The sequence below is a fragment of the Azospirillum canadense genome, from assembly GCF_025961225.1.
In the GTDB taxonomy this organism is placed as follows: Bacteria; Pseudomonadota; Alphaproteobacteria; order Azospirillales; family Azospirillaceae; genus Azospirillum; species Azospirillum canadense.
In genome coordinates this window covers 1,862,936-1,885,258 of record NZ_JAOQNG010000010.1, presented here as the reverse complement: position 1 = coordinate 1,885,258, position 22,323 = coordinate 1,862,936, and the positions used below count along the sequence as shown (strand labels likewise).

The 22,323-nt window shown below is 69.7% G+C and carries 23 protein-coding genes; 7 read left to right on the top strand and 16 right to left on the bottom strand.

Going from position 1 to position 22,323, the window contains the following annotated elements:
- Window positions 1-41 precede the first annotated feature (41 nt).
- The 3 genes from M2351_RS44405 to M2351_RS44395 are packed head-to-tail and all read left to right on the top strand — an operon-like array spanning window position 42 to window position 2,686.
- Window positions 42-1,025 carry a hypothetical protein gene (locus tag M2351_RS44405; RefSeq protein WP_264662322.1) on the top strand — a complete coding sequence of 328 codons (984 nt, stop codon included), beginning with the start codon at window positions 42-44 and terminating at the stop codon, window positions 1,023-1,025.
- Window positions 1,026-1,053: 28 nt separating this feature from the next.
- Complete coding sequence (locus tag M2351_RS44400) at window positions 1,054-1,881, top strand: hypothetical protein (RefSeq protein WP_264662321.1); 828 nt, start codon at window positions 1,054-1,056, stop codon at window positions 1,879-1,881.
- Between the two features lies 1 nt (window position 1,882).
- The gene (locus M2351_RS44395) at window positions 1,883-2,686 is read left to right on the top strand and encodes an SPOR domain-containing protein (RefSeq protein ID WP_264662320.1); all 804 of its coding nucleotides are present in this window, start codon (window positions 1,883-1,885) and stop codon (window positions 2,684-2,686) included.
- Here the strand turns inward: M2351_RS44395 and M2351_RS44390 are convergent.
- The 5 genes from M2351_RS44390 to M2351_RS44370 form a co-directional block, all read right to left on the bottom strand.
- Complete coding sequence (locus M2351_RS44390) at window positions 2,661-3,629, bottom strand: transglycosylase SLT domain-containing protein (RefSeq protein WP_264662319.1); 969 nt, start codon at window positions 3,627-3,629, stop codon at window positions 2,661-2,663. The two genes, M2351_RS44395 and M2351_RS44390, sit on opposite strands and share 26 nt — an antisense overlap.
- A gap of 372 nt (window positions 3,630-4,001) precedes the next feature.
- Entirely contained in the window at window positions 4,002-5,207 is a 1,206-nt protein-coding gene (locus M2351_RS44385; protein ID WP_264662318.1) for an extracellular catalytic domain type 1 short-chain-length polyhydroxyalkanoate depolymerase, read from the bottom strand.
- A 52-nt stretch (window positions 5,208-5,259) separates the two neighbouring features.
- Window positions 5,260-5,679: a CopG family transcriptional regulator gene (locus tag M2351_RS44380; protein ID WP_264662317.1), complete on the bottom strand. Its 420-nt coding sequence runs from the start codon at window positions 5,677-5,679 to the stop codon at window positions 5,260-5,262.
- Between the two features lie 132 nt (window positions 5,680-5,811).
- Entirely contained in the window at window positions 5,812-6,831 is a 1,020-nt protein-coding gene (locus tag M2351_RS44375; RefSeq protein WP_264662316.1) for an alcohol dehydrogenase, read from the bottom strand.
- A 122-nt stretch (window positions 6,832-6,953) separates the two neighbouring features.
- Window positions 6,954-7,862 (bottom strand): LysR family transcriptional regulator, encoded by a 909-nt coding sequence (locus M2351_RS44370; protein WP_264662315.1) that lies wholly within the window; start codon window positions 7,860-7,862, stop codon window positions 6,954-6,956.
- Between the two features lie 134 nt (window positions 7,863-7,996).
- On the opposite strand from M2351_RS44370, the gene M2351_RS44365 reads away from it, so the two are divergent.
- The gene (locus tag M2351_RS44365; protein WP_264662314.1) at window positions 7,997-8,677 is read left to right on the top strand and encodes a peroxiredoxin-like family protein; all 681 of its coding nucleotides are present in this window, start codon (window positions 7,997-7,999) and stop codon (window positions 8,675-8,677) included.
- 61 nt (window positions 8,678-8,738) lie between these two features.
- On the opposite strand, the gene M2351_RS44360 is transcribed toward M2351_RS44365, so the two are convergent.
- The 7 genes from M2351_RS44360 to M2351_RS44330 all read right to left on the bottom strand — a co-directional run bounded on the left by M2351_RS44360 (window position 8,739) and on the right by M2351_RS44330 (window position 13,692).
- Entirely contained in the window at window positions 8,739-8,945 is a 207-nt protein-coding gene (locus M2351_RS44360; protein ID WP_264662313.1) for a hypothetical protein, read from the bottom strand.
- 230 nt (window positions 8,946-9,175) lie between these two features.
- On the bottom strand, window positions 9,176-10,147 hold the full coding sequence (locus M2351_RS44355) for a GlxA family transcriptional regulator (RefSeq protein WP_264662312.1): 972 nt from the start codon (window positions 10,145-10,147) through the stop codon (window positions 9,176-9,178).
- Window positions 10,148-10,222: 75 nt separating this feature from the next.
- Complete coding sequence (locus M2351_RS44350; protein ID WP_264662311.1) at window positions 10,223-10,876, bottom strand: energy-coupling factor ABC transporter permease; 654 nt, start codon at window positions 10,874-10,876, stop codon at window positions 10,223-10,225.
- Window positions 10,877-10,920: 44 nt separating this feature from the next.
- A complete protein-coding gene (locus M2351_RS44345; protein ID WP_264662310.1) occupies window positions 10,921-11,256 on the bottom strand; it encodes a nitrile hydratase accessory protein in 336 nt (111 codons plus the stop codon).
- A 31-nt stretch (window positions 11,257-11,287) separates the two neighbouring features.
- A complete protein-coding gene (gene nthA, locus M2351_RS44340; RefSeq protein ID WP_264662309.1) occupies window positions 11,288-11,908 on the bottom strand; it encodes a nitrile hydratase subunit alpha in 621 nt (206 codons plus the stop codon).
- A gap of 14 nt (window positions 11,909-11,922) precedes the next feature.
- Window positions 11,923-12,657, bottom strand: coding sequence for a nitrile hydratase subunit beta (gene nthB, locus M2351_RS44335; RefSeq protein ID WP_264662308.1), 735 nt, complete (start codon window positions 12,655-12,657; stop codon window positions 11,923-11,925).
- Between the two features lie 45 nt (window positions 12,658-12,702).
- On the bottom strand, window positions 12,703-13,692 hold the full coding sequence (locus tag M2351_RS44330) for a CobW family GTP-binding protein (protein WP_264662307.1): 990 nt from the start codon (window positions 13,690-13,692) through the stop codon (window positions 12,703-12,705).
- Between the two features lie 320 nt (window positions 13,693-14,012).
- Between M2351_RS44330 and M2351_RS44325 the strand changes: the two genes are divergently transcribed.
- The 3 genes from M2351_RS44325 to M2351_RS44315 are packed head-to-tail and all read left to right on the top strand — an operon-like array spanning window position 14,013 to window position 16,463.
- Window positions 14,013-14,732 carry a J domain-containing protein gene (locus tag M2351_RS44325; RefSeq protein WP_264662306.1) on the top strand — a complete coding sequence of 240 codons (720 nt, stop codon included), beginning with the start codon at window positions 14,013-14,015 and terminating at the stop codon, window positions 14,730-14,732.
- A 55-nt stretch (window positions 14,733-14,787) separates the two neighbouring features.
- Window positions 14,788-15,552: a histidine phosphatase family protein gene (locus M2351_RS44320; protein ID WP_264662305.1), complete on the top strand. Its 765-nt coding sequence runs from the start codon at window positions 14,788-14,790 to the stop codon at window positions 15,550-15,552.
- A complete protein-coding gene (locus tag M2351_RS44315) occupies window positions 15,549-16,463 on the top strand; it encodes an NAD(P)H-hydrate dehydratase (RefSeq protein WP_264662304.1) in 915 nt (304 codons plus the stop codon). The genes M2351_RS44320 and M2351_RS44315 overlap by 4 nt, the downstream gene beginning before the upstream one ends.
- Before the next feature lie 94 nt (window positions 16,464-16,557).
- Here the strand turns inward: M2351_RS44315 and ggt are convergent, their stop codons facing one another.
- From ggt to M2351_RS44295, 4 genes are all read right to left on the bottom strand, one after another.
- Window positions 16,558-18,276, bottom strand: a complete 1,719-nt coding sequence (gene ggt / locus M2351_RS44310) for a gamma-glutamyltransferase (protein ID WP_264662303.1) — start codon at window positions 18,274-18,276, stop codon at window positions 16,558-16,560.
- Between the two features lie 331 nt (window positions 18,277-18,607).
- Entirely contained in the window at window positions 18,608-19,570 is a 963-nt protein-coding gene (locus tag M2351_RS44305) for an ABC transporter permease (RefSeq protein ID WP_264662302.1), read from the bottom strand.
- Window positions 19,567-20,661: an ABC transporter permease gene (locus M2351_RS44300; protein WP_264662301.1), complete on the bottom strand. Its 1,095-nt coding sequence runs from the start codon at window positions 20,659-20,661 to the stop codon at window positions 19,567-19,569. Before M2351_RS44300 ends, M2351_RS44305 begins: the two co-directional genes overlap by 4 nt.
- Entirely contained in the window at window positions 20,654-22,183 is a 1,530-nt protein-coding gene (locus M2351_RS44295; protein WP_264662300.1) for a sugar ABC transporter ATP-binding protein, read from the bottom strand. The genes M2351_RS44300 and M2351_RS44295 overlap by 8 nt, the downstream gene beginning before the upstream one ends.
- Window positions 22,184-22,323 lie beyond the last annotated feature (140 nt).

Genomic DNA, 22,323 nt, shown 5'->3' with positions numbered 1-22,323 from the left:
CGGATTTCCTGGCCCGGCATCTGCCGGTCGAGCCCGCGGCGGTGGGGATTTTCGACCTGTTCTGCGCGTCGGTGGGCCAGCCCGGCGTCAACCTGCTGGAGGACACCGGCCCCGGCCTGGAGATCGGCCGGATCAAGTACAGCCTGCACGAACAACGGCTGGTGCCCAAGGCCGACCTGCGCGCCGCGAAGGGGACGGAGGCTTCCGCCGCGCGGTCGTCCACCGGTCGGCCCAAACGGAGGATGCGCGGGCGCAAGCGCGCGGACCGGTCGGACGCGGCGGCGTGGAACGGCGGCATGACGCTGGAATCCCTGATGAACCGGCTGATGAACCGTTCCGCCGCCGACCCGGAGTCAGACGCCGTCGGGGAGGATGGGGCTGGCGCGGCGAACAAGGACCGTCCCTATTTCGCGCTGTTCGGCCTGCTCACCGTCCTGCTGCTGATGCTGGCCATGCAGAAGAACGACGAGCTGGAGGCTCAGCGGGCCGCGGCCGCCTCACAAACCGCCCGTGTGTTCGACGAATCGACCCGCCTGCACCAGCGACTGGCCGGGCCGCTGCGCCCGGCCGACCAGGCCGGCGCCGACAAGGTGCTGTGGACGGAAAAGTTCCTGATCATCGGCCGGAACATCGACCAGCGCATGTGGCTGACCGACGTGTATCTGGCCACCGAGGCGGCGGTCGCCGGGTCCAGCAACGTGGTCCGCAAGAAGCTGGTGATCGAGGGAGCGGTGCTGCCGTCCACCGAGGGCCACGTGCTGGAGGTCTCGCGCTTCATCGCGAAGCTGGAGGACGCGGCCAAGCACGATTTCATGAACGACTTCCGCGAAATCCGCTTCCAGGGCGTCACGCTGGACCAGGCGGAATCCGACCCGGTCATCCGGTTCGGCATCGAGGCCGTCTACGACGAGAACAAGCGCGTGCAGGCGCGCCAGCAGGGCGCCGCGCCGGCCGGCACGCTGGGCGACATGCAGGACAAGGTTCGCGGCCGCAACGACGAGGTCGAGCGCTATGCGCCGCGCTGATCCGGACCGGACAATCGGGGAAAACACCATGGATGCCTTCATCAGAACGCACCGGTCCTTCCTGCTGTCGCTGCTGTGCGCGGTCACGGGGTTCGTGCTGCTCGGCTACGCCACCGTCTACCGGCCGAAGGAGGTGGCGATGGCCGACGCCGCCCGCCTGACCGCCATCCTGGTGGAGGAGAACAGGCCGCTCGCCGCCGAACTTGCGCAGCGCCAGAAGAACGCCGCCCAGCCTGAGGCCGGCATCCAGTCCCTTCCCCGCTTCCTGGACCACATCAACGGCATCGCCCAGGACACCAAGGTCATCATCCGCGAACTGATGCCGAGCCGCGACGGCAACCTGAAGTTCGTGCTGAAGATCACCGCCGACTATCTGACCTTCCTGCGCTTCGCCGCGAATCTGGAGGCGCTGAACGTCTCCATCAACGACCTTCAGGTGCGACCCTTCGACAGCTCGCACAATCCGCCGACGCACGCCATCGAGTTTTCCATCACGCCGCGGGCCGACGCCGCCCCCCTGACCGACCAGCGCCTGCAAGCCCTGCGCGACCAGGTGGCCGAACAGAACAAGCGCAACCCCTTCCAGCGCTTCGCCTTCAACAGCACCAGCCGGCAGGTCACGGCGGAGATCGACCTGACCTGGATCCACCGTCTGTCCGGCATCGGTCGCGCCGGCGACCAGGACGTCGCCACCATCAACACCCGCGATTACCGCGTGGGCACGGAGCTGGAGCCCGGCCTGAAGGTCACCAAGATCGAGTCTGACGCCGTGCACCTGCAACGCCAGACGGACGACGGCATGACCCAATACGTCATCCGCTTCCGCCGCTCCAAGCTCGACGGCAAGGCGCCATGACATGACCGCCGGGAAAAGCGTCGCGCGCCTGCGTTCGCTGCTGCTGGCCGCGGCGCTGGCGTCCGGCGTGGCCGCGACCGCATCAACCGCGAACGCGTCTTCGGGCCGGCTGGCCCAGGCGTTGGCCGACTTCCGCATGGGCGAGTACAACAGCGCCGCCCGCGTGATCGAGCCGCTGGCGCGCGCCGGCGACCCGGAGGCGCAGTTCTGGCTCGGCACCCTGCATTACCAGGGCCGCGGCAAACCCCGCCTGTTCCGCGAGGCGCTGGCTTGGTACCGGCTGGCCGCGGAAGGCGGGAACGCCGACGCCCAGAACAACCTGGGCCTGATGCACCGCAACGGCGAGGGGGTGGAGGCGAGCCCGCTGGTCGCCTACGCCTGGTTCACCCTGTCCGCCGGCCAGGGCAACGCCGTGGCCCGCAACAACCTGGACGCCCTGTCCGCGACGCTGACGCCCGCGCAGATCCTGCAAGGCCAGCAGCTGGCGCAGGAAGCGCTGGACCGCATCGGCCGGGCGCGACGCCGCCCCGCGGCGCCGGTCCAGGCGGGTCCGCTGCTGGACGACGTCTACATGGTCCAGGTCGGCCTGTTCCAGAACGCGGACAACGTGCGGCGCATCCGCGATGCGCTGCGGCACGAACGCCTGCCGTTGCTGGACGACGGGGTGGAGATCCGCGGCGCCGCCTACCGCCGGCTGCGCGTCGGCCCCTTCCCGGACTCCGCCGCGGCGCGGACGACGGCGCGGCGGGTGGACAACCTGCTGGGCGTGGAAAGCGCCGTCATCCCGGTGCCCCGCCGGGATTGAAGCCGGGATTTACGGCGGGCGCGAAGGCGCCGCGCAGAGCCGGCGACGGGCCGGCCAGCGCCGGGTCGAAGGGATGGCGCTCGGCGCCGTAAAGCCGCCCGACGCGGCGCACATACTCGCGCGTCTCCGCGTAGGGCGGGATGCCGCCGTAGCGGTCGACCGTCCCCTCCCCCGCGTTGTAGGCGGCCAGCGCAAGCCGCACGTCGCCCCGGAAGCGGGACAGCAGCCAGTTGAGATAGCGCATGCCCCCGATCATGTTCTCCACGGGGTCGAACGGGTCGCGCACGGCGAAGCGGCGGGCGGTGTCGGGCATCAGCTGCATCAGCCCCTGCGCCCGCTTCGGCGACACCGCGCCCGGCTCGAAATTCGATTCCACCGCGATCACGGCCAGGACAAGGCCGCTGTCCAGCCCGAAGCGGGAGGCCAGAACCCCGGCCACCTGCCCGATCGGGCTGCCGGCCGCCATGTCGCGGAAGGCCGCGGCGTCCACCCGCGGCCGGTCGGCCGGCGCGAGCCGCCGCACCGTCCCCGGATGGCAATCGGGTCGCCGCTGCACCTCCAGCGGCGGCAGCTTCCGCATCACGCGGCCCGCCTCGGCGTGGCCCGCGTCCGCCGCCACGGCAAGCCAGGCGATCGCCCGCGCCGGGTCGCGCTCCGTGCCCATGCCGGCCCAATAGAAGCGGCCCAGCCGATAGGACGCCTCGACGTGCCCCGCCTGGGCGGCGCGGCAGAACAGCGCGAAGGCGCGTCCCAGATCCATGCGCACCCCGTCGCCGCGGTCGTACCGGTTCGCAAGCTCGTACTGCGCCGCGGCGTCGCCGTCCCGCGCGCGCTCCTGCAAGACGGCGACGGCTGGATCGTCCAACGCCGGCCGCGCGGCCATGTCCCGCGCTTCCGCGGAACCGCCCGCCAGGGCGAGAACGATGATCAGCGCGGCAGACACCGCAGCGCGCCAGACAAATAAATAGCACACTATTGCATGCATATAGGCTTCGCAAGACTCGCCAAATCTTCGCGATCTCAAGATCATGAGAAAGGATATTGACGCCGCGCTTCCGTTTATTCAACAAAGGTCGCGCATTACCGCCTGATTTTCGAGGCCCTGGCCGACCGCCCCCGGACGGTGGGTGAGCTGCTCGACCTTCTAGCCCTGCGCGACACCCGCCTGACGCACCCGCCTGTTGTGCGGCGGGGAGCGTCTGGTGCGCGACGGCGTGACCCTGCAGGGGGCCGACGAAAGCCGGGCGGCCGTGGCCGACAGCCTTTCCTGGTGCCTGGAGCACAGCCTGCCCGTCTGGCGAAAGCTCGGCGTGATTCAGCGGCCAGCCTCAAGGAAGAAGCGCAGCATCTCCCGCGTGGCGTCCGGCCCGCGCGGATCGGTGTAGGAACCGGCCGCGCTGCCGCCCGCCCAGGCGTGCCCGGCGCCGTGGATCGTCCACTGTTCGCACAGCACCCGCCCCGAACGGTCGGCGTGGAGCGCGCGGCTCCAGCCATGCCCGCCGGGCGCTTGGCCGTTCTCCACCCGGCGGGTCAGCCCGGCGGCCGCGGTCGTCGACTGCTTGACGACCGCGTCGCCGTTGGACGGGTGCACCGTGCTGTCCCGGTCGCCATGGAAGACGATGGTCGGGACCGGAGTGCCGCCCTGCGGCGCACCCCCCGCAGCCGCTCCCTGGCGCATGGCGGCCAGCGCCGAGGGCAGGTTGTGCGCCGCCCCGACCGGCAGGCCCGAATGCACCCCCACCGCGGCGTAGAGGTCGGGATAGGAGGCGCCCAGGATCGCCGCCGCCGCACCGCCGGCGGAAAGCCCGGCGATGAAGACGCGGCGTTCGTCCACGGGATGGTCCTGCATGATCCGCCGGGTCATCCCCGCGATCAGCGACGGCTCCCCCTGATCGCGCTGCTGATGGTCGCGGCTGAACCAGTTCCAGCATTTCTGGGCGTTGGCGGAGGAGTCCTGCGCCGGGTAGGCGACGAGAAAACCAAGTTCCTCGGCAAGTGCGTTCATGCGGGTCCCGGCCGCGAAGTCGTCCGGCGACTGGGTGCATCCGTGCAGCATCACCACCAGGGGAAGCGGCTGCCCGTCCTGCCGGTTGGCCGGAACGTAGAGTTTGTAGGAGCGCGTCCCGGCCGCGTTGCTGAAGGACGCCGTCGTGAAGCTGGCGCCGTCCGGCAGGGGCTCGGGAACGGCGCGCGCGGTTTTCCCCAGGCCGAGGTCGAGCCCGTGCGGCATCGCGCGGGCGGCAAGGTCGCGCAGCGTGTCGCCCAGCCCGGACCGCGGCTCCGCGCGAGCGCGTCCGGCCCGCGCGTCCGGTCCGGCCGGTTGCTGCGGCGCGTCTGCCGTCTTCACCGAGACGGGATCGACATCGATCACGGTCTGGGAGCCGGCGCCCGCCGGTTTGGATGGGGACTCGCCGTGATCGCCACCCAGCAGGCGTTGGATCAGGGCGGTCGCCTCGGCAAGCTTGCCGGCCTGCGTGAGGCGCTTGGCCTTGGCCATTCCGGAGAAGAAGAGGTTGCTCATCGCAGAAGCTTTCTTTCAATAAGGCGGGGCCGCACGGTCAATGCATGCGGCGTCAGCGCATGCGATCCGCCAGCGCGGCCTTGACGGCGGCGCTGGCGTGCAGCGCACCCAGCACGGTGATCGAGGCGATGGTCGCGCGGGCGAGGTCCGGCGTGACGTCCTGGGCGATGCTGGCCAGCCCCAGGACGCGGATGTCGAGCCGCTCGCCGGACGCCTCCACCGCTTCCAGGTCCGCGCGGCTGTAATGGCGCAAGCCCAGGTCGACGCTCTTGCGCGTCACGGCTTGGCGCACTGCGTCGCCATGGCGGTCGATCTGGTTGCGGATTGCGGTGCGGATGAAGTCGGTGCGATTGGAATAGAACCCTTCCTGCACCAGCAGATCGATGTGGCCGAGATCGACGTAGCCGAGATTGATCGTGATCTTCTCGCTGTCCGCGACCTTCATCCTCTGGTCCTGTGCGTCTCCAGCCATCCTCATACCATCCATTCACCATCCAGGTGGATGGTATATGGGAGAATGAGGTCGCCGATCAAGGGCCCTGCGGCGCGACGGCCGAGGACACCCAGACGCAAAGGCATGGCGGGCAGCGTTCGGAAGGCCCGCTTACGATCCCGTCGTCAGCACCATCCGGAAGCGCGCTTTCCCGCTCATCATGCGCGCGTAGGCCTCGGCGGCACGGTCGAGCGGCGCTGTCTCGATCATCGTGCGGACGCCGGTCAGCGCGCTGAAGGCCATGGTGTCCTGCGAGTCCATTGCCGTTCCGGACGGCCAGCCCTGGATCGAGCGCCGCGCTGAGATGAGCTGCAACGGCGTGACCTCGATCGGGTCGGTGGTGACGCCGACGATCAGGAGCTTGCCGTCCACGCCCAGCCCGTCGATCACGGCGGTCATCGCCTTGGAGCTCGTGGCGGTCGCAAGGATCACGCGGGCGCCGCCCAACTTGGTCAGCTCCTCCGCCACGTTCTGCGCTTGGCTGTCGAGGTAGCGGTGGGCGCCGAGCTGCCGGGCCAGCGGCTCCTTGTCCGTGCCGCGCGCGATGGCGACCGTGTGGAACCCCATCTTCACGGCGAATTGCACCCCCAGATGCCCCAGCCCGCCGATGCCCAGGACGCCGACCAAGTCGCCGGCGCGGGCGCCGCTGTGGCGCAACGCGTTGAAGGTGGTGATGCCGGCGCAGAGCAGGGGTGCTGCCTCCTCCGACGACAGCTCGTCGGGCACCAGGGCCAGGGCCTCGGACGGCGCCACCATGAAATCGGCGTAGCCGCCGTCGTAGTGGAGGCCGGGCGTCTGGGCGAAGCGGCAGTTGATGAAGTCGCCGCGCCGGCAGCGGTCGCACCGGCCGCAATGGCCGCCGTGCCAGCCGACGCCGACCCGCTGCCCCGTCGCCCAGGTCTGGACGCCGGCCCCCACCGCATCGATGATCCCGACGATCTCGTGCCCGGGCACCCGCGGGTACTGGATGTTCGGGAAGGCCCCTTCCACGGTGAAGGCGTCGCTGTGGCAGATCCCGCAGGCCTGGACCTTGATGCGGACCTGTCCGGGGGCGGGCTCGGGAATGTCGCGCTCGACCAGTTCCAGCGGCCCGTTGGGTTTGGCAACCTGCACCGCGCGCATCTTCGCCATGTCCGACCCCCCTTGCGTGTCCGGCTTCCGTCCCCCCGCGGGGGAACCCCAACCGTCAACCGTTTCGCCCCACCGATGTCGCGCGCCGGCCTATCCCAAGCTTCCGGCGAAGCGTTTGGGCATCAACGCGGACTTTCCGGACGCTGCACGTCCTCACCGGCCAGGATGCCTTCCACGAAATCCGCGAAGGCGCGCGCCTTGGCGCTCGCCAGCCGGCCGGTGGGGAAAACCGCCCAGAGATCGAGCGGCGGCAGCGTCCAATCCTCCAGCACCCGCCGCACCGCGCCGCTGGCAAGCTCGGGACCGAACATCCAGTCGGACGCGACCGCCAGGCCCATGTCGGCCAGCACCGCCGCGCGAATCCCTTCCGCCGCGCTGACCCGCAGCCGGCCGCGCACCACGACCGACGCCTCGGTCCCGTCCCGGCGGAACGCCCAGCTGTTGCTGAGCTGGCTGTAGACCACCGCGTCATGGTCGGCAAGGTCGGCCGGCGCCTGCGGCACGCCTGCGCGGGCCAGATAGGCGGGTGTCGCCACCACCGACCGACCGCCGCTTGCGATCCGCCGCGCGACCGCCGTGGAGTCCGCCAGCGTCCCCATGCGCAACGCGACGTCAATCCCTTCCGTCACCAGATCGATCACCCGGTCGTCCAGGATCACATCGATCTCCAGCGCGGGATGGCGGGCCAGGAATTCGGGCAGGCGCGGCACGACCAGCAGCCGGGCAAAGGTGGTCGCGGCGGAGATGCGCAGCCGCCCGGAAAGCCCCGCCCCCGCTCCCCGCGCCTCCAGTTCCGCTTCATCCGCTTCCCGAATGGCGAGCCGCGCGCGTTCGTAGAAGCGCAGCCCCGCCTCGGTCGGGGTGAGGCCGTGGGTGGAGCGCAGCAGAAGCCGCACCTGAAGCCTTTCCTCCAACTGCGCGATGGTCTTGGAGATGGCCGGCTGGCCCACGCCCAGCTGCCGGGCCGCGCCGGAGAAGGTGCCGTTCTCCACCACCCGCACGAAGGTGGTCATCGCCTGCAATCGGTCCATCGCCATTCCTGAGGGGAATTACCGTTATCGCCCTTGCCTGTCTGCCATGCGCGATCCGGAATGGCGATAACTTTCCCACCAGCCGCGAACGGTTGGCAACCGCTCCCCAATGCCCCTCGATCAAGGACGTTCCCATGTCGCTCGCCATGTCGCTTCAGGACAAGCTCGACGCCTTCAAGGCCGATTTCGAAGCGGGCAAGCCGCCCTACAGCGTTCCCCGGTCGGTGATCGAGACGATGCACCGCGCCACCGCCGAACTGATCGCCTCGGGCGCCGCCGCCAACGCGCTGAAGGCCGGGGACAAGGCCCCCGACTTCACGCTCAATGATCCCGACGGCAATCCGGTGTCGTCGGCGGAGCTGCTGGCGAAGGGGCCGCTGGTGGTCAGCTTCTACCGCGGCGTCTGGTGCCCCTACTGCAACATGGAATTGCAGGCGTTGCAGGCGGCACTTCCCACCTTCCAGGCGCTCGGCGCCAGTCTGGTCGCCATCTCGCCGCAGACGGCCCCGAACAGCCGCAAGTCGGTGCGCCAGAACGCGCTGGCTTTTCCGATCCTGTCGGACCCTCGCAACGACGTCGCCGCCGCCTTTGGCCTGCGGTTCCAACTGCCCGACTATCTGATCGAACTGTACAAGGGGCTGAAGAACGAGCTGCCGGCGTTCAACGGCGACCCGAGCTGGACCCTGCCGATGCCCGCGCGCTTCGTGATCGGGCAGGACGGGACGATCCTGTACGCCGAGGTGAACCCGGACTACACCCGCCGCCCCGAGCCCGAGGACATGCTCCCCGCGCTGCGCAGTGCAAAGGCCGCCTGATCGCGTCCGACACGGTTCCCCGCTCCGCGCAGGAGCGGGGCCGATTTTCGCAAGTCTGCCGTCAGAACCAGCCGAAACCCCACGCCGCACCACCCGCGACGGCCGCCAGCGCGACGATGGCCATCCCGACCGCGGAACGGCGCTGCTTCGCCGCGCGCTGCTCGACATCGCGCCGTTTGCGGAGGAGATACTGCTGTTCGGGGCTGAGGAACTTCCCGGCGTCGGCGTCGAGCTTGGCGGAGAAGCGCGGTCCCCTCCGCTTCAACACAGCCGACGACGGGGCTCCGAACGAAGTTCCGGCCCGGCCGGGCGATTGCCCGGATGCACCAACCATCTCCGGGACCGAACCGGACCCCAGACCCTTCTTGGCTTTCCGCGGCGCCTTGCGCCTTCTGCTCGCCATCGCATGACCTCACTTTCGACGGCGCGCAGTGTCGCCCACCGCCGGGTGGGTCATCCAGAGACAAAATGGATCCCGCCGTCCGTCGCGGCCCTCCGTCACCGACCGGCGCCGGCATCGGCGGTGCTGCGGAAGCGCTTCCGGTAGTCGAGCGGCGTGATCCCCAGGTTGCGCAGGAAGGCGCGCCGCATGGTGCTGAGGTCGCCGAAGCCGCAGCTGTGGGAGATGCGCTGGAGCGGCGCCTGCGTGTCGACCAGCATCCGGCGGGCGGCGTCCAGGCGGGCGGCGGCGACGAACTCCGCGGGCGTCCGGTTGGTGTCGCGACGGAAGATGCGGGCGAAGTTGCGCGGGCTCATCCCGGCCTGGACCGCCAGCGATTCGACCGACAGGTCGGACGACAGGTTCTCCAGCACATACTGCTGGGACCGCTGGATGGTCGTCCGGCTGGCGGTCTGGGCGGCCAGATGGGCGCTGAACTGCGACTGGCCGCCGGGCCGCTTCAGGAACATCACCATGTAGCGCGCGACCAGAAGGGCCAGTTCGCGCCCGTGGTCCTCCTCCAGCAGGGACAAGGCGAGGTCGATCCCGGAGGTGACGCCGGCCGCCGTGCACAGCGCCCCGTCGCGGATGAAGATCTGGTCGTCGTCGACGATCAGGTTGGGGTATTCGGCGCGCAGCTTGTCCGCGCATTCCCAATGGGTCGTCACCCGCCGCCCGTCCAGCAGCCCGGTGGCCGCCAGCAGGAAGACGCCGGTGCAGATGGAGCCGTAGCGGCGCACGGTCGGCACGCGGCGGCGCAGCCAGGCGATCACCGCCGGGTCGATGGTGTTGAAGGACGGGTCGCCGCCGATCAGAAGCGTGTCGATCGGCTGGTCGGGGTCGTGGATGATCCGGTCGGCCAGGAAGCGGAGGCTTCCGGTCCCCAGCACCGGACCGTCCGCCGTGCCCATCACCTGGACCTCGTAGGCGCCCGGGTCGCCGAGGCGGCGCGCCGCCTCCCAGAACACCTCCGCCGGCCCGACGACATCGAGAGACTGCACCCCCGGCGGGGCAAGGATCACGATTCGCATGCTTCTGGCCCACTCATGGACAAGGGTGGCCGCGCGAACGGCCACCCCCGTTTCGGTCGTCCGTTCACTGGTCCGTTACGCAACAACCGGGCCAGCGAAGGTCGTGTAGCGCAGAATCGGGTTGTCTGTCTTCAGGCGGCCGAGCGCCCGCAGCAGGCCGCAGCTCAGCGCCGGCTCGCACAGCATCACCGGCAGGTAGGACGCCGCGAACACGGCCCAGTCGGCAAGCGGGGTTGCCTCTTCGCCGAGCATCAGCCAGAAGCCGACCATCGCGACCACGCCGCTGTAGTACACGGCGTCGAAGCGCAGCACCGACGACCAGCGCAGCTGGTCCAGCTTGCCGGCGTCCAGCAGGCCGCGCCCGATGGTCAGGTGGGCGCCGACCAGCGGGACGATCAGCGACAGCGCGTTCACGCTGAGGTGCACGAGGTCCTGCGGTTCGAACAGCAGGCCCTGGAGCAGCAGCCCGATGGCGAAGCCGAACATCGTCGGCCGGAAGCCGAAGATGAAGTAGACGGCCGACGCGCCGATGAAATGCAGCTCCGACGGGCCGACCGGCTGGTGCCAGACCTCCATCAGGACCGAGAAGAAGGCCGCGGCCAGCAGCGACTTCACCCATTCCGTCGGCCGCCGCAGGAAGGACGGCGCGTGGGACGACAGGACGCTGATCACGGCGGCGTTGGCGCCCATGATCTTCGCGGCGGACAGCATGCCCGGTTCGATGTGCATGGAAATCTCCTAGGCTTGAAAAGGCGTGCGGGAGGGAAGACCGGTCAGGCCGCGGCAGCGTCGGTGCGGGCAGCCAGTTCCTCCGGCGTGGCAAGCCCGTGCTGGAGCATCGTCGCCTCCAGCGCGGCCAGCCATTGCTCGTAGTAGTTCCAGTCCGGGGTGTGCGAGGTTTCAGCGCGCTCCCAGTCGCCGATGGCGGCGATCAGGTTGCGGCGGAAGTCTTCCCACTCGAAATGGCCGTCGCGGGCGAGCGCCAGGGCGACCCCGAAGGCCGAGCGCTCCCATTCCGACGCGAAACAGAGCGTGCCGTTGGCCCGCGGCGGCGTGTCACCGGCCCCCATCATGCTGGTGACCGCGTACTGTTCGAACTGGGTCAGCATCGCGTGTCCTCCCCTGGTAAAGCGGTGGTGGTCAGGCCGCGTTGGCGACGGCCACGCCCATCATCGATTCCGGCGTGACCAGGGCGGCCAGCTCGGACTCGCTCATGCCCTCGGTGCCGGCGGGGCGTTCGGGGATGACGAACCAGCGGATCTGCGCGCTGCTGTCCCAGACCTTCACCTCGGTGGCGGACGGCACGTCCAGGCCGAACTCCTTCAGCACGGCGCGGGGTTCGCGGGCGGCGCGGCTGCGGAAGGTCGGGTCCTTGTACCAGTAGGGCGGCAGGCCCAGCACCGGCCAGGGATAGCAGCTGCACAGCGTGCAGATGACCAGGTTGTGGACGCCCTCGCCGTTGGCGACGGCGCGCATGTGCTCCCCCTCCGCCCCGGCCATGCCCTCGGGCAGGTCCGTCATTTCCGCGATGGCGGCCGGCGCGTCCGCGACCAGGCGCTGCTTGAAGGCCGGGTCGACCCAGGCACGGGCGACGATCTTCGCGCCGTTGAAGGGGCCCATCTTGGTCTCGAAGACCTTCAGCACCGTGTCCACCGTCGTGGCGTTGATGATGCCCTTTTCGATCAGCAGGGATTCGAGCGCCTTGGCGCGGGCGGCGCTGCGGGCTTCGCGGTCGTTCGGGTACTGGAAGCGGTCGGTCATCGTCGTCTCCCGGATCAGGCGGCGGTGGCCACGTAGGTGGCGTAGAGGTCGGCGTAGAGCGTGACGTTCGGCTCGGTGTTGCCGGGCCAGAGATCCTCGACCGCGAAGCGGACGCAGTAGACGGGCATGGGCGCGCCGATGCCGTCGGTGCCGGTGTCGGTCAGGTAGCCGTAGACGCCGGGATAGACTGTCTCCACCACGCCGCTGCGGTTGCGCAGGAAGCCCGGCAGGCGGGTGTGCTCGATCGAGGGCACGTTGCGGATCTGCACGGCGTCGCCTTCCTTGAAGGCCGGCGCGATGTCCAGTTCCCTCTTCGGGGAATCCCCTTCCATCAGGTACCGCTCGACGCGCTGGTCGATGGTCGTGCCGGCGGCCGGGGTCGCGGAGTCCTGCGGCAGGGGCTTGTCCGGGTCGGCGCAATATTCGGCGGTGCGCGCCTCCAGCTCTTCCTCCGTGATGTAGCCGTTGGCGACGAAGTACCCGCAGATGCCGCCCAGCCACTTTTCGTAATAGCGGAACTTGAAGTAATCGAAGGGATTCATGGCCTCCGCCCCCTTGCGCAGGTCGGCCCAGGTCCAGACGGTGCGGAAGGCGCTGGGCGTGGCGGGCAGCGGCAACTGGCTGCTGAGCGCCATCATGGCGGTGTGGATGCCGAAGATACGCTTTTCCCACTCCTCCACGAACACGCGGGTCTCCGTCGACACGGGGCCGAGACTTTCCAGGCCGCCAAGGAAATGTTGCAGCTTCATCGATCGAACTCCTGATGATTTGACCGGTGATCTTTGGAAGAACCGTCAGGCGGCGACGGCCGCGGCCGGGGACTGGGACGGGGCGGCGACGCAGCCCTCCAGGCCGGCCCGCAGTTCCTCGGCGTCGAGGTTGCGGCCGATGAAGACGATCTGGCTCCGCCGCTCGTCGCCAGCGGCCCAGGGGCGGCCCGGCCGGCCGTCCAGCGTCATGTGGACGCCGTGGAAGACGAAGCGCCGGTTCTCCCCGGCGAGGCTCAGCACGCCCTTCATGCGCAGGAGGTCGCGCCCCTTCTCCTGGACGAGGCGGTTCAGCCAGCCGTCGACCGCCGCCCCGTCCAGGGCGCCGGGCTGCGTGAAGGCGACGCAGGCGATGTCCGCCGCGTGCTCGTGCTCATGCTCGCCGAGGATGTCCGGGTCGAGGCGCAGGATGTTCTGCAGGTCGAAGGCGCGGAGGTCGAGGATGCCGGGCAGGGGGATCGCGCATTGTTCCGTCCGGTGGATTGTCGCCAGCGGGTTGAGGCCACGGATGTCGCGGGCGACCGCGTCGACCACGGCTGGGGATTCCAGGTCCGTCTTGTTCAGCAGGATCACGTCGGCAAAGGCCAACTGCTCCCGCGCCTCGTCGTGGGTGAGTTGAAGCGGCAGGTGTCGGGCGTCGGCCACGGTGATGATCGCGTCCAGCCGGTAATGCAGGCGCAGCCGCTCGTCCAGGACGAAGGACTGGATGACGGGTGCGGGGTCGGCGAGGCCGCTCGTTTCGATCACGACCCGGTCGAAGACGCGTTCGCCATCAATGAGGCGGCTCAGCGCCTCGATCAGGTCCCCGCGCACGATGCAGCACACGCATCCGTTGTTCAGCTCGATGACCGTCTCATCGGTCGAGGTCACCAGTTGTCCGTCGATGCCGAGTTCGCCGAACTCGTTCACGATGACCGCGGTGCGCGCCCCGCCGCTTTCGGCCAGGATGCGGTTCAGCAGCGTCGTCTTGCCGGCGCCGAGGAATCCGGTCAGCACCGTGACAGGGATCGATCGCATGGCGATGCTCCGTGCGTTTTTGATTGTCTGTATTCAGCGATGATCAGCAGGGGCAGAGGCGTTGTGCCTTGACGCCAGGATCTTTACTGTCCATTTCGAATGTGATCCGACTTGGGTCCTGCCGTTCTTTTCAAGGGCATCCGAACTGCGCTGCGGCGATATTGCATCGCATCCACGCTGTTCGTTCAACACACGATTGGAGGCAGACTCGGACAAACCGGCTTACATTTCCTGCCAGCGTTTCATGAGCGCCGATCGGCTCGACTCGGTTGCGGAGGGGTTGAGCATGCCCGCCTGTCACCATCGCCGGGAACACCGCCGTGACAACCGCACGCCTCATTAAGAACCTGCTGCGGCTGGTCTTCCGCCGCACCGCAACGCTGGCGGGCGGCCCCTGGAGCGGCCGTTCCTGGCAGCGGACGAACTCCTACGGTTCGGCCGACCCCGCCGCCATGGCCGCCCGCTGCCGCCGGGATCTTGCCGCAGCGCGGGCGGAGCGGCAGCGCCGCGTCGCGGACCTGCTGCGCTACGGCAACGCGCGCGAGGTGCTGGTCGCGCGGGAGGCCGCGGCCCCACCCGGCGCGGAGAAGGAGTCGCTGCGCCGGTCACTCGCGCGCCTGGACGAGACGCTCACCGCCTGGTTCGAGGAGCTTGACCGGCTGGAAGCGCGCATCGCCGCGCTGGAGTCCGACCTCGCCTTCTACGCCGCCCTGGCCGGGGAGGAGGTGGGCGCCAGCGCCAGCGGGGCCTCCGGCAACTCCGGCGGCAACCCCGGCGGGGCATCGGGCGGGGCATCGGGCGGCACCGGCCGCGAGCGGGCGCGTCCGGCCCATGATGCGGAGCTGGCCCGCCATCTCGCCGCGCTGGGGCTGTCCGCCATGCCCGCCAACCTGCCGGAGCTGAAGGCCGCCTACCGATCACGCCTGAAGGCGGTGCACCCCGACCTCGGCCCGCAGACCGACCCGCGCGCCGCGACGGAGGCCACCGCGGCGGCCACGGTCGCCTTCGCCGAACTGCGCAAACGGTTCATCCACGCCTGAACCTCTGGTGGCGTTCGGCCGTTAAGAAGGTTCGGCACGGGAGGGACCGCTCATCATGCAGCAGCGCTGGCCGCAAAGGCTCTGGATCGTCCGTCATGGGGAAAGTGCGGGCAACGTGGCGCGCGACGCCGCGCACGCGGCCGGGCTCGGCCGCATCGACATCGCGCAACGCGACGTGGACGTGCCGCTGAGCGCGCGCGGGGAGGAGCAGTCGGCCGCCCTGGCCCGCTGGTTCGCGGATCTGCCGGAGGGGGAGCGGCCGGACGTCGTGCTCACCTCCCCCTACCAACGCGCGCGGCACACGGCGGAGATCATCCACGCCGGCGGGGGACTTCCGGTCGTGCCCACCGACTTCGTGGTCGACGAGCGGCTGCGCGAGAAGGAGTTCGGTATCCTCGACCGCCTGACCACGCTCGGCATCCAGCAGCAGCACCCGGACCAGGCGGAATTCCGCCGCATCCTCGGTAAGTTCTACTTCCGCCCTCCGGCGGGGGAGAGCTGGTGCGACGTGATCCTGCGCCTGCGCAGCGCGCTGGACACCATCAGCCTGCACCACGGCGGCCAGCGCGTGCTGATCGTCAGCCATCAGGTCGTGGTGCTGTGCCTGCGCTACCTGCTGGAAGGCATGACGGAGGAGCAGATCCTGGCCATCGACCGGGAGGGCGACGTGGCGAACTGCGCGGTGACCGAATACGGCTTCGACCCCGACCGGGGCGACAGCGGGCGGATGCGGCTGCACCGCTACAACTTCGTGGCGCCACTGACCCAGGCCGGCGCGCCGGTGACCTCCGAACCCGACGCCAACGTAGCCGCCCGATGAACGCTTCTTCAAACGATGGCCCGATCCGCATCACGCGCGACCGCCTGCGCGGCATGGCCCTGCCCCACCCCGGCGACGGGGCCGACAAGGACGGGCGCGGCCGCGTCCTGGTGGTCGGCGGAAGCCTGGAGGTGCCGGGCGCGCTGCTGCTGGCCGGGACGGCGGCGTTGCGCGCCGGGGCCGGCAAACTCCAGATGGCGACCTGCCGCAGCATCGCACCGCAGCTCGGGCTGGCAGTGCCGGAGGCGCTGGTGGCCGGCCTGCCGGAGACGACGGGCGGCGGCATCGCGCCGGAGGCCGCGGACGATCTCTGCAAACGGGCCGAACGCTGCAACGCCGTGCTGATCGGCCCCGGCATGATGGACGCGGACGCGGTCGCCGCCCTGACCGCCAAGGTCGTTGCAGGACTGGAAGGCGGGGAGCCCGGCCCCACGCTGGTCGTGGACGCGGAGGCGTTGATCGGCCTGGACAGCCTGCGGGAGGCCCTGTGCCGCCGCCGGGGGCGCACCATCATCACGCCGCACGCAGGCGAGATGGCCGGGCTGCTGAAGGTCAGCCGCGAGTCCATCGAAAGCGACCCGGCCGCCGCCGCGCGCCGCGTGGCGGACGAATACCAGATCGTCGTGGCCCTGAAGGGCGCCTGCACCTGCATCGCCGAACCGGGCGGCCCGCTCTGGCGTTACGAGGACGGCAACGTCGGGCTGGCGACCTCCGGCTCCGGCGACACGTTGGCGGGGGTGATCGCCGGGCTGGCGGCGCGCGGGGCCGAACCGGCGCAGGCCGTGGCCTGGGGCGTCTTCCTGCACGGGGAAGCCGGCAACCGCCTCGCCGCCCGCCGCGGAACCCTGGGCTTCCTCGCCCGCGAACTGCTGGCGGAAATCCCGCCGATCATGGCGGAGATGGCGGGGTAGGAAAGGACCGGCCGGGAGGGTTTACCACAGAGACACAGAGACACGGAGGGTGCGGCTTCTCTGTGTCTCCGTGCCTCTGTGGTGATTCCAAACGTCAGTAGCCGACCGCCTCACCGGGCTGGCGGCGGTTGTCGTTGGCGCCGAAGTAGCGGAACTTGCCCATGGTCTGGCCGAGCGCCGGCCCGCCGACCAGAACGGCGTCCACGTCGCCCCAGGGCTTCTGCTCCGTGATCTTGTAGCCCATGCCCTCCAGCATCTTCTTGGTGTCGGGGGACAGGGCGAAGGGCTCCGCATAGACGACGTCCGGCTGCCACTGGTGGTGGATGCGCGGCGCGTCGGTCGCCTGCTGGATGTCCATCCCATGCTCCAGCACGTTCAGGATCGTCTGCAGGGTGATGGTGATGATGCGCGACCCGCCGGGGCTGCCGACGACCATGGACAACTTGCCGTCCTTGGACACGATGGTCGGGCTCATGGAGGACAGCGGGCGCTTGCCCGGCGCGATGGCGTTCGCCTTGCCCTGGACGAGGCCGTAGAGGTTGGGCACACCCGGCTTGATGGTGAAATCGTCCATCTCGTCGTTCAGCAGCACGCCGGTGCTGCCGGCGGTGACGCGCGCGCCGAACCAGTCGTTCAGCGTGTAGGTCACCGCGACGGCGTTGCCGTCCTTGTCGGTGATGGAATAGTGGGTCGTGTTGGTGCCCTCGTGCGGGGCGGTGCCCGGCGCCACGTCCTTGGAGTTGGCGGCCTTGTCCGCCGGGATCACGGCGCGGATCGATTCCGCGTATTTCTTGTCCAGCAGCCGGTCGATCGGGTTCTTCACGAAATCCGGGTCGCCCAGCGCGCTGTTGCGGTCCACATAGGCGTGGCGCATCGCCTCGACCATGGTGTGGACGCTCTGCGCCGAGTTGAAGCCCCACTCCTTGAGCGGATAGCCTTCCAGGATGTTCAGGATCTGGCAGATGACCACGCCGCCGGAGCTGGGAGGCGGCGCCGAAGTGATGGTGTAGCCCTTGTAGTTGCACTCGATGGGCTTCAGCTCACGGACGTTGTATTGCTCGAAGTCCGCCTTGCTGAAGATGCCCTTGCCGGCCTGGGAAGCGCGCACGATCTCGTCCGCGATCGGGCCCTTGTAGAAGGCGTCCGCCCCCGTCGAAGCGATCTGCTTCAGGGTGTTGGCGAGGTCCTTCTGAACCAGCTTATCGCCGATCTGGAAGGGCTGGCCGTTCTTCAGGAAGATGGCGGCGGAGGTCGGGTCCTTCTGGAAGTCCTCCGTCGCGTCGCCCAGCAGGTTGACGTCGCCCTGCAACAGCGTGAAGCCGTTCTCCGCGTAGCTGATGGCCGGGGCCATCACCGCGTCGCGCTTCATCGTGCCGTATTTGGCGAGCGCAGTGTCGAACCCGGCGACGGAGCCCGGAACGCCGGCCGCGAGGTAGCCGCGCGTGCTGGCCTTGGGGATCGGGTTGCCGGACGCGTCCAGGTACATGGTCTCCGTGGCGGCCAGCGGCGCCTTCTCGCGGAAGTCCAGGAAGGTCGTGCGCCCGTCGGCGAAGCGGATGGTCATGAAGCCGCCGCCGCCCAGGTTGCCGGCCGCCGGATAGACCACAGCCAGCGCGTAGCCGACCGCCACCGCGGCGTCCACGGCGTTGCCGCCCTGGCGCAGGATGTCGGCGCCGACCTTGGAGGCCAGATGCTGCGCCGTGGCGACCATGCCGTTCTCGCCCGGTACCGGCGGCGGAGAGGCGGCCCCGGCTTGGCCGGCGACCAGAATGACGGCAGCCCCCAAGGTCACGGACAGGTGTTTCAGTCCCATGTCCCGTTTCCCCCTTGCTTCTTTGTTGGTGGAATTGCTGCCACAGCAAAACGTTGCGGGCACGAACGGAGTGTGCCAAAGCAATAGAAGCCCGGCAATCGTCCGTCCGGCAGTGCTGCATATTCCCTCTCCCCTCCGGGGAGAGGGTTAGGGTGAGGGGGCAGCACAGGCAACGCCTGTGCCAGGGGATTGCCAAGGGGCAGAATGCCCCTTGGCGGCGCGCGGAGCGCGCCGGCCCCCTCACCCCCGCGCCTACGGCGCGGGTCCCCTCCCTCTCCCCAGGGGGGCGAGGGCCATTCCTTGTGTCCGCGGACATCACCTCATGGCGCTTTCAAGATCGTGTCGGCGCCCCGCGGCCGTAGACCAGCAGCATGGCGATGATGACGCCGCCGTAGATGACCTGCCGCCCGGCCTCCGGCATCTGCATGATCGAGAGCACCGAGTTCAGCAGCACGATCAGGATCACCCCGACCACGGTGCCGAGGTACCGCCCCCGCCCGCCCAGGATGTGGGTGCCGCCGATCACGACCGCGGCGATGGCCGGCAGGACGTAGGCGTCGCCCATCCCCTGGTAGGCCTTGGTCGAATAGCCGGCCAGCATCACCCCGGCGAGGCTGGCGAGGACGGAGCACAGGACGAAGGCCAGGATGGTCACCCGCCGCGTCCGGATGCCCGAGAGATAAGCCGCGGCCTCCGAATTGCCCATCCCGTAGAGCGCCTTGCCGAAGGCGGTGCGGGACAGCAGCCCGGCGGTCAGCAGCGACACCGCCGCCCAGACCAGCACCGCCACCGGCATGCCGGCGATCCGCTCCGCGCCCAGGAAGCGCATGGCGTCGGTGGCGGCGGTCTGCGGAGCGAAGCCGCCGGTCTGGGCGACCATCAGTCCGCGCAGCACGGCGTTGACGCCCAGTGTGAAGATCATGGACGGCACGCGCAGGTAGGCGACGCCGATCCCGTTCAGAAGCCCGACCGCCACGCCCACGGCCAGCCCCGCCGGCAAGGCCAGCGGCCCGCCCACCGCCGTGGCGGTCATGGCCGCGGCGGCCAGGGTCCAGGCCACGGACAGGTCGATGTGGCCGATCAGGATGACCAGCATCATCCCCGCCGCCACCAGCCCCAGGAAGGCACCGGTCTGCAACTGCTGGATCAGGTAGGCGGGGGACAGCAGCGTCGCCGCCCCTTGCGTCGCCAGCGTGTAGGCGGTGCCGACCGCCAGGATCACCAGCACGAAGCCGGCGGCGATCAGGATCGGCTTGGTGTCGGCCCTGAGGGCCAGGGGCGCGCCGGCGATCATCGGAACAGCTCCAGCCGGTTCCGGGTGCGGAGCGCCCGCAGCGCGCCCAGGCTGACCGCCGCCAGCAGCACCAGCCCCTCGACCAACGGCTGCATCAGCGGCGGGATGTCGAAGATGCGGAAGTTGAAGGAGATCGCCCGCAGCACCAGCGCCCCGATCACCGAGGCGACGGCCCCGCCCGTGCCGCCCAGCAGCGACGTCCCGCCGATCACCACCGCGGCGATGGAGTTCAGCGTGTAGGCCCCGGCCTGCGGGATGTCGGCGTTGCCGGTGGAGGTCTGGATCGCCAGGAACAGCCCGCCGACCCCGGCGAAGAAGCCCGCCATCGTGAAGGCCGCCAGCTTCGCCCGCGCGATCGGCAGCCCGGACATGAAGGCCGCCCCCTCCGCCGATCCCACGGCGTAGACCGTACGCCCGGTCAGCGTTCGCCGGAACGGCATCCAGACGCCGACCGCCACCAGGACCAGCAGCACCAGAGGCACCGGGATCCCGGCGATGGGCTGGAACCAGGGCGCCTGCCCGCCCCCAGATCCATCGCCAAAGAGGCCGTAGGTCTCCGCGAAGTCTCCGAGCGAATTGGTCATCGCCCAGGACAGGTCGGCGTCCAGCTTGCCGCCCGGCTTCGGCCGCAGGAACAGGGCGAGCCCGATGGCTATGGCCCCGGTCGCCAGCGTCGCAATGATCGGCTGGATGCGCCCGTAGACTACGACGCAGCCGTTGAGGAAGCCGAACGCCGTCCCGGCGGCGAGGCAGGCGAGAATGCCCAGCCCGATCTCCCCCGGTCCTCCCGCCACGAGGTGGCTGGCGAGGCAGTTCACCAGCGTCATGACCGCGCCCACCGACAGGTCGAGCCCGCCCAGGATCACCGGCACCGTCTGCGCCATGGCGACCAGCGCGATGGTGAAGACCTCATTGGCGTTCTGGATCAGCACCTGCTGGCTGAAGCCGCGGGGGTGGTACAGGTTGTAGACACCGTAGAAAAGGACGAAGAGCCCGATCGCCCCCAGCAGCCCCGCATTCTGCCGCAGCCGCAACGCGAGGGTGCCGCCACGGGCCGCGCGAGGAGCGGTGGAGAGCGCGGCGTCAGCCATGATGGGGCACCCTATTTCCCATGTTCAGCGCGCTTGCGACGATGGCCCGTTCGGTGATGGCGTCACCCTCCAGCTCGCGCACGATGCGCCCGTCGTACATCACGCTGACCCGGTCGCAGCAGCCGATCAGCTCGTCATAGTCCGTGGAGTAGAAGAGGATGGCCGCGCCGCCGTCGGCGAGGTCGCGCAGCAGCCGGTAAATCTCCTGCTTCGTGCCCACGTCGATGCCGCGCGTCGGGTCGTTCAGCAGGATCAGCCCCGGCCCCGTCATCAGCCACTTGGCGATGACGACCTTCTGCTGGTTGCCGCCGGACAGGGTGGAGACGGCGTCGTCCGCGTTGCCGATCTTGATCTGAAGCCGCCGCACCGCGTCGGCCACCGCCGCGCGTTCCTTCGCCCGGTCGATGACAAAGCCCTTGGACAGGGGCTTCAGCGAGGCCGCGACAAGATTGTCGGCAATGGACATGGGCAGCATCAGCCCTTCCGTCTTGCGGTCCTCCGGGATCAGGGCGAGCCCGCCGTCCTTGGCCTCCGCCGGGGATCCCGGGCGATGCGGGCGCCCGTCCACGGTCACCGTCCCGCCCACCCCCTTCAGCACGCCGAACAGGGCCAGCAGCACCTCCTTCTGCCCCTGCCCGTCCAGCCCGCCGAGCCCGACGATCTCGCCCGAACCGACGGAGAAGGACAGGCCCCTCAGCCGCTCGCCCCAGGACAGGTCGCGCACCTCCAGCCGCGGCTTCGGGCGGGAGCGGCGAGGCTTCGGCGGGTACTGGGCGGTGATCTCGCGGCCGATCATCAGCTCCACGATGCGGTCGGGGGAGCGGGCGCCCTTCGCGAAGGTCTCGATGTGGCGGCCGTTGCGGAAGACCGACAGCGTGTCGGCCAGCGCGTCGATCTCGTGCATGCGGTGGGAGATGTAGAGGATCGCCACGCCGTCGGCCTTCAGCCGCCGCAGCATGGCGTAGACCCGCTCCACATCAGCCGCGGTCAGGGCGGAGGTCGCCTCGTCCAGGATCAGCAGCCGCGGCTTCTTCGCCAACGCCTTGGCGATCTCCACCATCTGCCGCCGCGACAGCGGCAGGTCGCGCACGCGCAGCCGCGGATCCACATCCGCGCAGCCGATGGAGGCCAGCAACTCCTCCGCCCGGCGGCGCTGCGCCCGCCCGTCGATCAGGCCGAAGCGGCGCGGCGGGTCGGCCGCCAGAATGTTGTCCGCGACCGTCAGGTCGGGCATCAGCGACAGTTCCTGGAACACGCAAACCACGCCCGCCCGGTTGGCGGCGGCGGGGTTGGGAAAGGCGACCTCCCGTCCGTCCAGCCGCATCACGCCCTCGTCCGGCTGCACGACGCCGGAGACGATCTTGATCAGCGTGGACTTCCCGGCCCCGTTCTCCCCCAGCACGGCGTGGATCGACCCGCGCCCGCAGGCGAACGTCACCCCATCCAGCGCCCGCACGCCGCCGTAGCGCTTGGAAATGCCGGTGAGTGTGAGGAAGGGAGCGCGGGAGTCGGTTTGGATCACAGGGTGCACCGCTCACATTCGTGAAAGTCCCCTCTCCCCCCTGGGAAGAGGGTTAGGGTGAGGGGGTTGCGCTTTTGCCGGACGTCCCAGAGTCGCGAGACCCCCTCACCCTCCCCTCTCCCCAGGGGGGAGAGGGTTAA

Coding starts and splice junctions, on each gene's coding strand:
- M2351_RS44400 (WP_264662321.1), top strand. CDS start 1,054: ATGGATGCCTTCATCAGAACGCACCGGTCCTTCCTGCTGTCGCTGCTG.
- M2351_RS44395 (WP_264662320.1), top strand. CDS start 1,883: ATGACCGCCGGGAAAAGCGTCGCGCGCCTGCGTTCGCTGCTGCTGGCC.
- M2351_RS44385 (WP_264662318.1), bottom strand. CDS start 5,207: ATGAGCAACCTCTTCTTCTCCGGAATGGCCAAGGCCAAGCGCCTCACG.
- M2351_RS44380 (WP_264662317.1), bottom strand. CDS start 5,679: ATGGCTGGAGACGCACAGGACCAGAGGATGAAGGTCGCGGACAGCGAG.
- M2351_RS44375 (WP_264662316.1), bottom strand. CDS start 6,831: ATGGCGAAGATGCGCGCGGTGCAGGTTGCCAAACCCAACGGGCCGCTG.
- M2351_RS44370 (WP_264662315.1), bottom strand. CDS start 7,862: ATGGACCGATTGCAGGCGATGACCACCTTCGTGCGGGTGGTGGAGAAC.
- M2351_RS44365 (WP_264662314.1), top strand. CDS start 7,997: ATGTCGCTCGCCATGTCGCTTCAGGACAAGCTCGACGCCTTCAAGGCC.
- M2351_RS44355 (WP_264662312.1), bottom strand. CDS start 10,147: ATGCGAATCGTGATCCTTGCCCCGCCGGGGGTGCAGTCTCTCGATGTC.
- M2351_RS44350 (WP_264662311.1), bottom strand. CDS start 10,876: ATGCACATCGAACCGGGCATGCTGTCCGCCGCGAAGATCATGGGCGCC.
- M2351_RS44345 (WP_264662310.1), bottom strand. CDS start 11,256: ATGCTGACCCAGTTCGAACAGTACGCGGTCACCAGCATGATGGGGGCC.
- nthA (WP_264662309.1), bottom strand. CDS start 11,908: ATGACCGACCGCTTCCAGTACCCGAACGACCGCGAAGCCCGCAGCGCC.
- nthB (WP_264662308.1), bottom strand. CDS start 12,657: ATGAAGCTGCAACATTTCCTTGGCGGCCTGGAAAGTCTCGGCCCCGTG.
- M2351_RS44330 (WP_264662307.1), bottom strand. CDS start 13,692: ATGCGATCGATCCCTGTCACGGTGCTGACCGGATTCCTCGGCGCCGGC.
- M2351_RS44320 (WP_264662305.1), top strand. CDS start 14,788: ATGCAGCAGCGCTGGCCGCAAAGGCTCTGGATCGTCCGTCATGGGGAA.
- M2351_RS44315 (WP_264662304.1), top strand. CDS start 15,549: ATGAACGCTTCTTCAAACGATGGCCCGATCCGCATCACGCGCGACCGC.
- ggt (WP_264662303.1), bottom strand. CDS start 18,276: ATGGGACTGAAACACCTGTCCGTGACCTTGGGGGCTGCCGTCATTCTG.
- M2351_RS44305 (WP_264662302.1), bottom strand. CDS start 19,570: ATGATCGCCGGCGCGCCCCTGGCCCTCAGGGCCGACACCAAGCCGATC.
- M2351_RS44300 (WP_264662301.1), bottom strand. CDS start 20,661: ATGGCTGACGCCGCGCTCTCCACCGCTCCTCGCGCGGCCCGTGGCGGC.